Here is a 12,643-nt window from a genome sequence, read left to right as displayed (position 1 = left end):
GACTGATTTCTAATCCTTATATTATCTTGATATATCACAGCCTAGATTTTGAAAGAAAGCGTGTTTTTCATTGACAGCTCAAGCAATGAGCACTAAAATCGCGAACCTTTACTGAAAGATCATTTGTGGAGTTTCGATATGAAACGTACTTTCCAACCTTCTGAGTTGAAACGTAAACGCGTTCATGGTTTCCGTGCTCGCATGGCTACTAAAGCTGGCCGTCAAGTATTAGCGCGTCGTCGTGCAAAAGGTCGTCACAGCTTAACTGTTTAATTTCAGTTAAGACTGTCAAGACTTGGGTGTTATGACAACACTTTACGGCTTTAGCACAGATGTGCGAATACACTGTGCTGCCGATTATAAAAGTGTGTTCGATGGTGCGCTTTTTAAAGTGCATCAACCCCATTTCTTATTTCTAGCAAAAATCTCCGAACAGCCGAATAGCCGTTTGGGTATTGTTGTTGCTAAGAAAAAAGTGCGCCGCGCACATGAAAGAAATCGAGTAAAACGACTTGCACGCGAAAGTTTTCGCCTGCATCAACAGCAGTCTAATGTATTAGATATTGTCGTTATGCCAAAAATGGGCATAGAGGCGGTACCGAATGCAGAGTTGCATCAGCAATTACAATTTGCTTGGCAAAAATTGCAGCGCCTTGCAAATAAGCATAAAAAAATAGCTACCTCCCCACAAGCGTAGAGATGACCAATGGTTCGTTTACTGCATTGGCTCATTCGTTTCTATCAGATTGCGATTAGTCCTTTATTGGGACCACGCTGTCGTTATATTCCAACATGTTCTCAATATTCTTTGGAAGCAGTCCATCAACATGGTGCTGTACGTGGAGTGTGTCTAGCTGTTCAGCGTATTTGCCGTTGTCATCCTTGGGGCGGTTCAGGCTATGATCCTGTTCCATCAAAAGCAATTCGTTTTATTTCATTTCAGCAAATAGATTCTCAAACGCTTCACGTTGCTGTACCCTTTCGTGAACGTTTATTGAACCAAAATCACTCTAACCACTTGGGGTAATACCTATGCAACAATGGGCCAGGATTGCAATTCTAGGGGCCATGTTTGTTGTCGCATATTTGCTCATTTTGGCTTGGCAGAAAGATTATGGAAATGCGGAACAAAAACCTCAGCAAAATGCTGCGGTGGTAACGCATGAAGTATCTGCCGATTTGCCAAATGGCCAGACAGCTACGGCTGCTACTGATGTGCCGCAAGCAAATAATGCTGCTACACAACAAACAACAGATGCCACTGCACCTGTTAGTCAACAGTTAATTTCAGTACAAACTGACCTTTACCATCTTTGGATTAATCCAAAGGGTGGCGATATTGTTCGTATTGAATTACTCAATCATGACAAAAATAAAGACAGCGACGAACCGTTTGTAATGCTTGAAAGCGATGCGAAACGGACTTATGTTGCTCAGTCTGGCTTAATTGGTCTTAATGGCCCTGACAGCAATCCGAAAGGACGTCCAACCTATGAGATTGAAAAATCTTCATATACGTTGAATGACGCAAAAGCTGTGAAGGGTAAAGATGGCCAAACAGCAAAAGTTTTGTCAGTACCAATGGTTTATAAAACAGCAGATGGTGTAGAGGTTATTAAAACCTTTAACTTCACTGAAGGTGAATACCCTGTTGTCGTGAATCATAAAATCGTGAACCGCAGTGCTCAGAACTGGCAAGGTCAGATGTTTGGTCAGCTTAAACGCGACAACTCTGAAGATCCAGGTAAATCTGATCAAGGTATTTTCACTTTAGGTACATTCCTTGGTGGTGCATGGGGTTCGCCTGAAGAACATTACAACAAACTTAAATTTGCTAACTTCAATGAAGAAAAATTGAATGTTGAAGCAACTGGCGGTTGGGTTGCAATGGTTCAGCATTACTTCGTGAGTGCGTGGATTCCTGGACAGATCAAATTAACGCAAGCTAATGGTCAACCCTACGCTGCGAAATTTGAGTCACGTAAATCTACCGATGATATGAACATTATTCAGTTCACATCGCCTGCAATCAATGTTCCTGCAGGAACTGTGGCAGAAGTAGATGCAACGTTCTATTCAGGTCCAAAAATCCAATCTGAATTGAAAGATTTGGCTGTTGGTTTGAACCAAACTGTAGACTATGGTTGGTTATGGCCAATCGCGAAATTGTTGTTCTTAGGCCTACAATTCTTCCATGGTTTAGTGGGTAACTGGGGTTGGTCAATTATTTTATTGACGATTCTAGTGAAACTGATCTTGTGGCCATTGTCGTCGAAGAGCTACCGTTCTATGGCGAAAATGCGTGTGATTGCACCTGAAATGCAACGCATGAAAGAAGAGTTCGGTGAAGACCGTATGCGCTTCTCGCAAGAAATGATGGCATTGTATAAACGTGAACAAGTAAACCCACTATCAGGTTGCTTGCCGTTATTGCTCCAAATGCCGATCTTCCTTGCTTTGTACTGGGTGTTAATGGAGTCCGTTGAACTACGTCATGCGCCGTGGTTAGGTTGGATTCAAGATTTATCTGCGATGGATCCGTGGTTTATTTTGCCGTTATTAATGGGCTTAACCATGTTTATTCAGCAAAGTTTGAACCCACAACCGGCTGATCCAATGCAGGCGAAAGTCTTCAAAATCATGCCAGTGATCTTTACGGTATTTATGTTGTTCTTCCCTGCGGGCCTTGTGCTTTACTGGATCTGTAACAACAGTATTACTATTCTTCAACAAGGTTTGATTAACAAATCTGTTGAAAAAGAACGTTTAAAACGTGAAGCAGCTGACTCAGCAAACTAAGCATTGCTGATGGGCTGAATAAATCCGCTTAAGATGGTAATCTTAGGCGGATTTTTCTTTATCTGTCGTTTGAAAATTTTTAGGTAAATTTTATGTTAAACCGAACCACCATCGCAGCAATTGCCACACCGCCGGGTCGTGGTGGTGTCGGCGTGATTCGCCTGTCTGGTCCCAAATCTTATGCCATTGCAGAAGCATTAACGCAGCAATCCTTACCAGAAGCACGTTTTGCTGGTTTCCGTAAGTTTTATGATGCATCGAATGAAATCATGGATGAAGGTTTGGTGATTTGCTTTCCAAATCCGCACTCGTTTACGGGTGAGGATGTTGTTGAACTTCAAGGTCATGGCGGACCGGTTATTCAAAATGCATTATTGGCACGGTTACTTGAATTGGGTGCTATTGCTGCAAAAGCGGGCGAATTTTCGATGCGTGCCTTTGAAAATGGCAAAATGGACTTGGTGCAAGCCGAGGCGATTGCCGACCTGATTGATGCTACCTCTCAAGCGGCGGCACGTTCTGCGGTACGTTCATTACAAGGTGCTTTTTCGAGCAAGGTCAATACAGTGCTAGAAAAACTTATCCATTTGCGTTTGCATGTGGAAGCAGCGATTGATTTTCCTGAAGAAGAAATCGACTTTTTGGCGGATGGTAAGATTTTGGGTTTATTGGATGAAGTGGCAAGCTCGGTCCATGCTGTGCAGCAATCTGCCCGTCAAGGTCAGTTACTACGTGAAGGTTTACAAGTGGTGATTGCTGGTAAACCCAATGCAGGTAAGTCATCGCTACTCAATGCTTTAGCGGGTGTTGAACGTGCGATTGTGACGGATATTGCGGGTACGACACGTGATGTTTTACATGAAAAAATCAGCCTCAATGGTTTGCCGATTACCTTGACCGATACTGCAGGTTTACGTGAAACCGGTGATATCGTCGAAAAAGAAGGGATTCGCCGCGCAATTAAAGAAATTGAGCAAGCTGACTTGTTACTTTTGGTCTATGACTTAAGTCAGGGCGAAGATCCACTACAATTGGCTCAAGCGTACTTTGCCGATCATATTGAACCGAAGCGGTTGATGTTGATTGGTAACAAATGCGATTTGACGGGATCTACCGCGGAAATTACCGATTTAAACGGTTTTCGACATATTAGGGTTTCGGCTAAACAAGAAACTGGCGTTCAAGCGCTTATTGATGCGATTACAGCGCATGCAGGCTTTCAACCAGAAGAAGATACCTTTATTGCTCGAACACGCCATTTAGATGCAATGAAGCGCACTCAGCGCTATCTTGCAGAAGCACGTGAGCAGTTGGTAGTTTATCATGCGGGTGAGTTGGTAGCCGAGTCTCTACGGTTGGCGCAAAATGCTTTAGGTGAAATTACGGGTGACTTTAGTGCGGATGATTTACTCGGCAAGATCTTCGGATCGTTTTGTATTGGTAAATAAATGCGCTAAAAATATGAAAAAAATCATGATTTGTTTTGCATGGATGCTTGCCGCTTGTTCTCAGGAGGAAGCGGCTTTAACTTCTGTTGATGATGTTGCAACATCAACACAGATACAAACTCAGCATCAAATGGATATAGATCCTAATCTTGCTAACGCTACTAAAGATACAAATTCTGAATTAAAAGCATATTTTATTCATGTCAAAATTTTATCTTTAGATGGCAACCATGATCCACAAACATCTGATGGTGGTGTGGTTTATTTTCATGAAACAACCGAACAGAACCCCAAAGAATCCTTTTTAAAACAATGAGAAGAAGATCCTGAAATGCAGGTTGACTATAAAAAAATGACCGCAATATCAAAAACTAAAAATTTGATTTTTTACATTCAGGATCAAATAGATGAAATTCCTCCTGAACAGGCATGGATGTATAGAGAAGAAAATTAATCGTATCTAAGGGTTTCATACTGTAAATTTCTTCATCGATAAATTTTGATACAGTAAATATAAACACAGCAAGCCGACACCAATACAAAAGCCCAGTACCCCTGTGATTAAACCAAAATGATCAGATAAATAGCCGGCTGCAATAATTGGAATAATGGTGCCTAGATATCCAATAAATAAATAGGTCGAGATCACCGCAGCACGGTTTTGATTGTTGGTCATTTGATGAACTAAGCCAAATGCGCCTAAAAGCCCCAGGCCATGCCCTACACCGACTAGAATATCGCTAATAAAAAACAATGCACTCCAGTGTTGGGTCATACATAGCGCAAGGAGCGCATAGCTCAGTATTAATACCATTAAGCCGGCATTGACACATTTTGCAGAAGGAATCGATTTCGCCATAAATTGCACGACAGCGGAAACCAGCAAGATACTTGCAATGGCACTACCACTGACCAAAGGGCCATGCCATGGGATTGCATCTTTGACGAAAGAGGGTGCGAGTGATGCAAATAAGCTAAAAGAGCCAAAGGCACAAAAGGCAGTTAGTCCGGCGATATAAAATCGTGAATGATCACGCTTTTCAGGCAATTCCAAATGTGGTGCCACTGAAAAAGGCTGTGGCTCAAAATTCGGTGTGCGAATAAAAAATAACCCTATTAGACACGCCAAACCCCCAAAGATCACAGGGATATAAGGGGTGACTAAAGGCTGTTCCGAAAATTGGGCAATCACCCCACCAATAAATGGGCCAAGTCCAAAACCAATCACGGTAATGATTGAACTCAGCTGCGGTGCATTATTTTTATGCTGTTCAGGGATGGTATAGACTAGACCAAGCATGGCTGAGGTGCTGATTAAACCCGAGGCAATGCCGATAATAAAGCGCCCGATAGATAACCACAGCGCATTACTGGCAAACACCGACAAGCTTAAACCTAAGATGATGCACGCCATACCGATTTGCAGGGTTCTTAAAAAACCAAAACTGTTACTGGCACGACCTAAAAACAGCAAGGTCGCTAGGCAACCAAACATGTAGGCAACAAAGATATAGGTGATATGACTCGGCAGCAGTCCCCAAAGTTGCTGATAAATGGGATACAGAGGACTAGCTAGCGCTGTACCAATAGTGCCCATACAGAGTGCAAGGCTCACCATGATAAACGGTCGCCAAGAGGGAGATGTGGTCATTTTAAAGTCGCAGAGGTACAGTCAATAGGGTCAATATTGTGCTGTATGAGAAAGAAGAATATATGGACTCAGTTTAATGCCGATTGTTTTCCATGGTCAAATCACAGTTGTAACGTTATCCATAGCGTTTAAGCAGTTTTACAAAATCTTCCAGTTCTGCTTCATTGATTTCAACATCTTGAGGCAATACATGATGGCGTAAATGTGCTTCGATGAGTTCATTCATTAATCCATTTACAGCACCTTTGATGGCCGCAACCTGTTGTAAAACCTCGATACACCCTGCTTCGGGTTGCTGTAAAGCCAGTTCAACCGCATTGACCTGACCTTGTAGACGTTTAACCCGATTTAAAATCTTTTTGTCCTGATGTAAATAACTCAACACTTTCTCCCGAAAATAAATATACTATGGGGGAGTATATTTAAGCATAGAACCTAATGAAAACTTCCCCATCCATCCGAATTCATCATCATCAATTTGATGAAGGTAATCCACTCGCACAAAAACGGATCTTAATTGCCACCATTTTAACGGCAGTCATGATGTTGTTAGAAGTCATTGGCGGATGGATTTTTAATTCGATGGCATTATTGGCAGATGGCTGGCATATGAGTTCACATATGTTGGCATTAGGCTTGGCCTATTTTGCCTATCGTGCGGCACGCCACTATGCCAAAGACGCTCGTTTTAGCTTTGGAACTTGGAAAATTGAAATTTTAGCGGGCTATAGCAGCGCGATATTATTGATGGTCGTTGCTGTATTTATGGCTTTTCATTCGGTGGAACGCTTATTCAACCCGGTCCAAATTCATTATAACGAAGCAATCCCTATTGCGATTTTAGGTCTGGTGGTGAATTTAATCTGTGCTTGGTTATTGCATGATGACCATCACCATCACCATCACCATCACCATCACCAGCATAGCCATGAAGAGCAGCATGATCATCATCACGACCTCAATCAGAAAGCAGCCTTCATGCATGTGGTTGCTGATGCGGTGACTTCGGTGTTGGCGATTGTGGCTTTATTTGCTGGAAAATGGATGGGCTGGGGATTTTTAGATGCGCTATTGGGGATTGTTGGTGCGGTACTTGTTGGTAAGTGGGCCATTGGGCTGATGAAAGAAACAGGACAAACATTACTGGACGCAGAAATGGATCATCCTGTCGTTGATGAGATTCGAGAGATTTTAATGCAATTACCTGTCGACGTCGATGTAACTGATTTACATGTATGGAAAGTGGGTAAAGGTCAGTTTTCATGTATTGTGGCTTTAGAAACAAGTCAGGCATTGAGTGCAGATGAAGTGCGTCAAGCGCTGTCGATTCATGAAGAAATTGTACATGTGTCTGTTGAAATTAATTCACCTGATGCAGCTTAATATGTTCCACGTGAAACGGCATGTAGCTATTGCGTAATGAACTGAAAAATGCCCAAGACTTTCACGTGTTAAGGCTTAGAATGCTGAATCAATTAAATGTTGAAGTTGTTCGGTCTATGTTGAAAAAAATATGTGCGTTGGCGTTGAGTACCACCCTTTCGACTTTTGCTTTGGCAGATGCAGCACAGGTTCAAAAGCTCTTGGCAGAAAAGCACCCCAGTTTAAAAATTGAAAATATTCAAAGTACCGAAATGCCGGGCATATATAGCGGTTTTGTTGAAGATCAAGTTTTGTATTTGAGTGAAAATGCGGATTATGTGATCGCAGGTTCTATGATCCGTTTAAAAGATCAAAAGAATCTGACCAAACAATTGGTCCTCAGTCAGCAAAAAACTGAGTGGAATAAACTCCCATTACAAGATGCGATTAAAACAGTCAGGGGGAATGGGAAGCGCCAAATCGCGATCTTTTCTGACCCCAATTGCCCATATTGTAAGAAGCTTGAAGTAGAACTGGCAAAACTCAATGATGTGACCATTTATACTTTTGTCACAGCCATAAAACCGCAGTCGTTGGCGCCATCGAAGCAGATTTTTTGTGAGTCAAACCCTGCTATGGCCTGGGATAATTTAATCAATAAGGGAATTCAACCGAAGTCAGCGAAAAGCTGTGCAAACCCGATTGATCGAAATTTAAAATTAGCAAAAAGCTTAAAACTAAGTGGTACACCGGGAATCGTCTTTGCCAACGGTTCGATCTTAACCGGTGCTTACCCTGCTGCTGAATTAGAATCGATGTTAAAAGAGATCAAATAATTTCAGTTGTACGGTATGAATAAAATATAAATAAAAAAAATACCCGTCTACAGGCGGGTATTTTAATGGCGCTATAAAAATTAGACGCGGGTTTTTTTCGTTACAAGGTTATAGATAAACAACACGATGATCGCACCAATGACGGAAGCGATAAATCCAGCGGCAGAATTTTCTCCATACAAACCTAATAAACGTCCGCCATAGGTCGCAAGTAAGGAACCTGCAATCCCGAGAATGGTGGTCATGATGAAACCGGCTTTGTCATCTCCAGGATGGATCGCACGTGCAATTAAACCAGCAATAAAACCAACAACAATCGCAACAATGAGTGACCACATAGTAACTCTCCTTTTGTTATCATGTATTTGTTTTTTACGACTTGTTCAATCTTTATCTTTAATCAAAACTGCGCAGAGCTATAGCCTAAACATGCAAAAAACTGTTGTTTTTTTGTTCAAAAATAGCCCAAAAAATAAAAAAAAAAGTGGCCTTCGGCCACTCTTAAGTATCTGATCTGGCTTAGAGACCAATTTCGCCAATAAATGGAATATGACGATATTTTTGATCATAGTCCAAACCATAACCCACGATAAATTTATCTTCGACTTCAAAACCTAAAAATTTTACATCGAGGTCAATTTCACGACGTGAAGGCTTGCTGACCAAAGTACAAAGCTCGATTGAGTTTGGATTACGCGTCTGTAAAATTTCTAAAACTTTGCTTAAGGTATTTCCTGAATCGATAATATCTTCAACCACTAAGACATCTTTATCCTTAATGTCTCCGTCTAAATCTTTTAAGATTTTTACATCACGAGTAGATACGGTCCCACCGCCATAACTTGAAACGGTCATGAAGTCGAGTTCATGCGGTTTTGAAATTGCGCGGCAAAGGTCAGCCATAAAAATAACAGAACCGCGTAAAAGACCGATTAACACCAACTCTTTGTCGCTGTTAGCATAGTGTGCATCAATTTTTGCGCCAAGCTCTTTCACTTTAGCTTGAATTTCTTCAGTGGAAATCAGTACGCTCATTTGAACAGACATGGGTAGATACCTAAAAAAGCAAATCAAAAAATAAAAAAGGTGTTGACTTGCAACACCTCTAAAGATGAACCAATTTTAATACATCTGGCTCGCAGATGCATCTTTTTTGCCGTTGAAAATGTAATCAGTTTTTCTTGGAAGTGCTGTCACGCTTGAGTAAGCACAAACAAGCGACGGCAATCAGTCCAATTTTCAACGCTGTTTTTCGTCTCGGTCGAGCCGTTTTATGCTTTGACATACGCACATTGTCCAAACACATAGGTGGCATGGATATTACGATCATCACCCATCAGCATGAGGGCAAATAAAGCATCTTCCAGATTTTTGGTATGTTGTTGACGTAGGGCTTGTAGCGCAGTGGCTTTTAAATCGAGCACCACAAAATCTGCTTCTTTGCCCAAATCAAAGTTTCCAAGTTTGTCCTCTAGATCTAAGGCTTTTGCTCCACCTAAAGTGGCATGGTACAGCGCTTCAAATGCGGATAGTTTATCGCCTTGAAGTTGTTGAACTTTGTAGGCTTCATTGATGGTTTGTAGTTGGTTAAATGAGGTGCCTGCACCAATGTCTGTGCCTAAGCCGACTTTCACCTGTTTTTCCCATGTTTTCTTTAATGGAAATAAACCACTGCCTAAGAACAAATTCGAGGTTGGACAAAACGCAATGGCAGAGTTGGTCTGATGCATACAGTCCCATTCAGCATCTTCCAAATGCACACAGTGTGCAAACACGGAACGTGATCCGGTCAGACCATAATGATGATAAACGTCTAAATAGCCGTTTTGCTCAGGGAATAATGATTTGACCCACGCAATTTCATTTTTATTTTCACTCAAATGCGTATGTACATAAACATCAGGATACTCGGCTTTTAGCTCCCCTGCCCGTGCCAATTGTTCAGGCGTTGAGGTTGGGGCAAAGCGAGGCGTGATGGCATAAAGGTTACGGCCCTTGCCATGCCACTTTTCGATGAGTGCTTTGGAGTCGTTATAGCCACTCTCTGCAGTGTCACATAATGCTTCAGGTGCATGTCGATCCATCATCACTTTACCGGCAATTAAGCGCATCTGATGCTGTTCTGCAGCCTTAAATAAAGCATCGACTGATTGTGGATGAACGGTACAAAAAACCAAGGCTGTTGTGGTTCCGTTTTTGAGTAACTCGTTTACGAAGAACTGTGCAATTTGCTCTGCATAAGCCGGATCTTCAAATTGGATTTCGGTTGGGAAGGTATAAGTATCAAGCCATTCCAGCAGTTGTTCACCATAAGCCCCCATCATTTCCGTTTGTGGATAATGGATGTGGGTGTCGATGAAACCCGGAACAATCAATTGATCTGGATAATGCTGTACGTCAACCTGATCTGGGAGATGGTGTTGTCCCTCAGACCATGGACCGAACCATTGAATTTTTCCGGCTTGCGTAATCAGCAAACCATCTTCGAAATAGCGCACTTGGTCGTGAATTTCACGTGCTTGGGCAACTGTATTCTGAATATCTAGAAAGCGACCACGGATCGCTGTAGATGCGATAACAGAAGACATGACATACCTGCAGTTTAGAATTTTTTCGGTTGATTGTAGCCCAATTTGGTTCAAAATACCGTTAGAGTAATTGTGAAAATGTGTTCTAAAAAATAGAACAGCTGTTTATGAGTGATTCTGTTTTTTTGTTCATTGTATTTGATTTGAATAATACAAAAGCATTGAGCTGTATACATTGCATCGATGAATGAATAAAGACCATGAGTCGCAACGCTTGCTATATTGATCTCAAGAGCGCCCTTTAAAAAACGATAATGAACCCTTTAGTGAACATGAGCTATTCAGACCAATTAAAGCATAACCTGCTTCAGCATCAAGGCATCATGCAGATTTTACATGCCCTGTATGCCATAGATACACAGGCTTATTTGGCTGCAGGCGTAGTTCGTAATTTGATTTGGTCACAGCGACATCAACAACACTATGCACTGGAAGGCACAGAAGTGGATGTGATTTATTATGCGGAACATGATGATGGAACACAGGGTCAAAGAATTCAACAGCAGATGCAGTTGGATTTTCCTCACATTCATTGGGATGTCACCAACCAAGCGACAGTACACCAGTGGTATCGCTTGGAAAATGGTGAGCCGATACAGGCGCTCAAGTCGATTGAGCATGCCCTATCGTTGTGGCCAGAAACTGCTACTGCCATCGCTGTTAAATTGGATGATCAACAGCAAATACAGCTGATTGCTCCTTTGGGCTTAGATGATTTATTTGAGTTAAATGTCCGCTGGAACCCACGCTTAGTCAGTCAGGCGACTTTTTTGCAGCGTGTGCAGCAAAAACAATTTTTACAGCGCTGGGCGAAACTCAAACTCTTGATGACGCCTGAAGCTTAGTCCAAGTTTTCGTTGCAGAATAAAAAAGCCTTCTCGAAAGAAGGCTTTTAATCATCTAAGTGTTTTAAAGCGTGGTTTCATGGTACTTCTTGCTGTGTCGGATCGATAACCACGCAGTGATGGTTAAGGTCACCACAATAAAGCCGAGTGAAATCCAAATTGGCATGTGGAACACATCGAGCAACAGCATCTTAGCGCCAATAAACACCAGGATAATGCCCAGACCATACGGCAAGTAATGCATTTTCGATGCAGCACCAGACAAGAGGAAGAACATGGCACGTAGACCCAAAATCGCCATCAAGTTTGCCGTCAGTACGATGAATGGGTCAGAGGTAACCGCAAAGATTGCTGGGATTGAGTCAACTGCAAAAATCACGTCCGATGCTTCAACCAAGATCAACACTAAAAAGAGCGGCGTTGCCCACAAGACACCATTTTGACGAACGAAGAATTTATCTTCATGCATTTGAGGGGTAATACGCATGTGTTTACGTAGCCACTTCAAAATCGCCATATCTTTGATATCTTTGTCGTCTTCGTCTGAACCCTTAAGGAATTTAAAGCCGGTATACACCAAGAACGCACCGAAGAAGTACAGCACCCAAGAGAATTCTTGAACGAACCATGCCCCAATAAAAATAAAGATGGTACGCAGTACAATTGCGCCGAGGACACCGTAGAGCAACAGTTTACGCTGCAAAGCAGGTGGAATGGCAAAGGCAGCAAAGATCATGAGCCAGACAAAAACGTTATCAATTGCGAGTGATTTTTCGAGCAGATAACCAGCGAAATATTCCATGACTTTGGTGTTTGCAACAGCAACACCAGCGGTTTGCTGTAAGTAGAGCCACAGTGCACCACCGAATAAGGTAGCCACAGAGACCCATGCAATACTCCAATAGGCAGCGGTTTTGACTTTGATTTCTTGGCCTTTGTTATTTTTAAAGCCTAAAAAGTCGATGAGTAGCATGATGGTGACTAAACCGAAAAATGCCAGATATAGCCATAATGAGCCAATCGTTTCCATGTGTATTCTCCACATCTAACAACCAGCCATAAAAAAACCTCGACCAGTTGCCAGACGAAATAAAACGCCTGAGACAACATGATC

General features: G+C 42.1%; 15 protein-coding genes. 9 read left to right on the top strand and 6 right to left on the bottom strand.

Features of this window, described 5'->3' with window-relative positions; translation table 11 throughout:
• Positions 1–138 precede the first annotated feature (138 nt).
• The 6 genes from rpmH (at position 139) to FTU64_RS13360 (ending at position 4,563) form a co-directional block, all read left to right on the top strand.
• Entirely contained in the window at positions 139–273 is a 135-nt protein-coding gene (gene rpmH / locus FTU64_RS13385; RefSeq protein ID WP_000831329.1) for a 50S ribosomal protein L34, read from the top strand.
• 31 nt (positions 274–304) lie between these two features.
• Positions 305–697, top strand: a complete 393-nt coding sequence (rnpA, locus tag FTU64_RS13380; RefSeq protein ID WP_078189509.1) for a ribonuclease P protein component — start codon at positions 305–307, stop codon at positions 695–697.
• A gap of 9 nt (positions 698–706) precedes the next feature.
• The gene (yidD, locus tag FTU64_RS13375) at positions 707–1,027 is read left to right on the top strand and encodes a membrane protein insertion efficiency factor YidD (protein WP_078189510.1); all 321 of its coding nucleotides are present in this window, start codon (positions 707–709) and stop codon (positions 1,025–1,027) included.
• 5 nt (positions 1,028–1,032) lie between these two features.
• Positions 1,033–2,799 carry a membrane protein insertase YidC gene (gene yidC, locus FTU64_RS13370; RefSeq protein WP_180060014.1) on the top strand — a complete coding sequence of 589 codons (1,767 nt, stop codon included), beginning with the start codon at positions 1,033–1,035 and terminating at the stop codon, positions 2,797–2,799.
• Positions 2,800–2,891: 92 nt separating this feature from the next.
• Entirely contained in the window at positions 2,892–4,247 is a 1,356-nt protein-coding gene (mnmE, locus tag FTU64_RS13365) for a tRNA uridine-5-carboxymethylaminomethyl(34) synthesis GTPase MnmE (protein ID WP_180036053.1), read from the top strand.
• Between the two features lie 13 nt (positions 4,248–4,260).
• A complete protein-coding gene (locus FTU64_RS13360) occupies positions 4,261–4,563 on the top strand; it encodes a hypothetical protein (RefSeq protein ID WP_180060012.1) in 303 nt (100 codons plus the stop codon).
• A gap of 153 nt (positions 4,564–4,716) precedes the next feature.
• Here the strand turns inward: FTU64_RS13360 and FTU64_RS13355 are convergent, their stop codons facing one another.
• Positions 4,717–5,898, bottom strand: a complete 1,182-nt coding sequence (locus tag FTU64_RS13355; RefSeq protein ID WP_257222263.1) for an MFS transporter — start codon at positions 5,896–5,898, stop codon at positions 4,717–4,719.
• Positions 5,899–6,013: 115 nt separating this feature from the next.
• Positions 6,014–6,280 (bottom strand): metal/formaldehyde-sensitive transcriptional repressor, encoded by a 267-nt coding sequence (locus tag FTU64_RS13350; RefSeq protein ID WP_180036055.1) that lies wholly within the window; start codon positions 6,278–6,280, stop codon positions 6,014–6,016.
• A 56-nt stretch (positions 6,281–6,336) separates the two neighbouring features.
• Here FTU64_RS13350 and dmeF point away from each other — a divergent pair, with 56 nt between their 5' ends.
• On the top strand, positions 6,337–7,281 hold the full coding sequence (gene dmeF, locus FTU64_RS13345; RefSeq protein ID WP_180060010.1) for a CDF family Co(II)/Ni(II) efflux transporter DmeF: 945 nt from the start codon (positions 6,337–6,339) through the stop codon (positions 7,279–7,281).
• Between the two features lie 116 nt (positions 7,282–7,397).
• The gene (locus FTU64_RS13340) at positions 7,398–8,096 is read left to right on the top strand and encodes a DsbC family protein (RefSeq protein WP_180060024.1); all 699 of its coding nucleotides are present in this window, start codon (positions 7,398–7,400) and stop codon (positions 8,094–8,096) included.
• 80 nt (positions 8,097–8,176) lie between these two features.
• Here the strand turns inward: FTU64_RS13340 and FTU64_RS13335 are convergent, their stop codons facing one another.
• The 3 genes from FTU64_RS13335 to guaD form a co-directional block, all read right to left on the bottom strand.
• Positions 8,177–8,434, bottom strand: coding sequence for a GlsB/YeaQ/YmgE family stress response membrane protein (locus tag FTU64_RS13335; RefSeq protein ID WP_078189516.1), 258 nt, complete (start codon positions 8,432–8,434; stop codon positions 8,177–8,179).
• A gap of 181 nt (positions 8,435–8,615) precedes the next feature.
• Positions 8,616–9,143, bottom strand: coding sequence for a hypoxanthine phosphoribosyltransferase (gene hpt, locus FTU64_RS13330; RefSeq protein WP_078189517.1), 528 nt, complete (start codon positions 9,141–9,143; stop codon positions 8,616–8,618).
• 224 nt (positions 9,144–9,367) lie between these two features.
• A complete protein-coding gene (guaD, locus tag FTU64_RS13325) occupies positions 9,368–10,684 on the bottom strand; it encodes a guanine deaminase (protein WP_180060008.1) in 1,317 nt (438 codons plus the stop codon).
• Positions 10,685–10,956: 272 nt separating this feature from the next.
• On the opposite strand from guaD, the gene FTU64_RS13320 reads away from it, so the two are divergent.
• A complete protein-coding gene (locus FTU64_RS13320) occupies positions 10,957–11,529 on the top strand; it encodes a nucleotidyltransferase family protein (RefSeq protein WP_257222262.1) in 573 nt (190 codons plus the stop codon).
• A gap of 64 nt (positions 11,530–11,593) precedes the next feature.
• Here the strand turns inward: FTU64_RS13320 and FTU64_RS13315 are convergent, their stop codons facing one another.
• Complete coding sequence (locus FTU64_RS13315; protein ID WP_180056029.1) at positions 11,594–12,559, bottom strand: TerC family protein; 966 nt, start codon at positions 12,557–12,559, stop codon at positions 11,594–11,596.
• Between the last annotated feature and the right edge of the window lie 84 nt (positions 12,560–12,643).

Origin of the sequence: Acinetobacter sp. YH12128 (assembly GCF_013418655.1) — a bacterium.
Lineage (GTDB): Bacteria > Pseudomonadota > Gammaproteobacteria > Pseudomonadales > Moraxellaceae > Acinetobacter > Acinetobacter amyesii.
The sequence above is the reverse complement of the archived record's forward strand: the minus strand, read 5'-3'. Positions and strand labels throughout refer to the sequence as shown.

Coding starts and splice junctions, on each gene's coding strand:
- rpmH (WP_000831329.1), top strand. CDS start 139: ATGAAACGTACTTTCCAACCTTCTGAGTTGAAACGTAAACGCGTTCAT.
- rnpA (WP_078189509.1), top strand. CDS start 305: ATGACAACACTTTACGGCTTTAGCACAGATGTGCGAATACACTGTGCT.
- yidD (WP_078189510.1), top strand. CDS start 707: ATGGTTCGTTTACTGCATTGGCTCATTCGTTTCTATCAGATTGCGATT.
- yidC (WP_180060014.1), top strand. CDS start 1,033: ATGCAACAATGGGCCAGGATTGCAATTCTAGGGGCCATGTTTGTTGTC.
- mnmE (WP_180036053.1), top strand. CDS start 2,892: ATGTTAAACCGAACCACCATCGCAGCAATTGCCACACCGCCGGGTCGT.
- FTU64_RS13360 (WP_180060012.1), top strand. CDS start 4,261: ATGAAAAAAATCATGATTTGTTTTGCATGGATGCTTGCCGCTTGTTCT.
- FTU64_RS13355 (WP_257222263.1), bottom strand. CDS start 5,898: ATGACCACATCTCCCTCTTGGCGACCGTTTATCATGGTGAGCCTTGCA.
- dmeF (WP_180060010.1), top strand. CDS start 6,337: ATGAAAACTTCCCCATCCATCCGAATTCATCATCATCAATTTGATGAA.
- FTU64_RS13340 (WP_180060024.1), top strand. CDS start 7,398: ATGTTGAAAAAAATATGTGCGTTGGCGTTGAGTACCACCCTTTCGACT.
- FTU64_RS13335 (WP_078189516.1), bottom strand. CDS start 8,434: ATGTGGTCACTCATTGTTGCGATTGTTGTTGGTTTTATTGCTGGTTTA.
- hpt (WP_078189517.1), bottom strand. CDS start 9,143: ATGTCTGTTCAAATGAGCGTACTGATTTCCACTGAAGAAATTCAAGCT.
- guaD (WP_180060008.1), bottom strand. CDS start 10,684: ATGTCTTCTGTTATCGCATCTACAGCGATCCGTGGTCGCTTTCTAGAT.
- FTU64_RS13320 (WP_257222262.1), top strand. CDS start 10,957: ATGAGCTATTCAGACCAATTAAAGCATAACCTGCTTCAGCATCAAGGC.
- FTU64_RS13315 (WP_180056029.1), bottom strand. CDS start 12,559: ATGGAAACGATTGGCTCATTATGGCTATATCTGGCATTTTTCGGTTTA.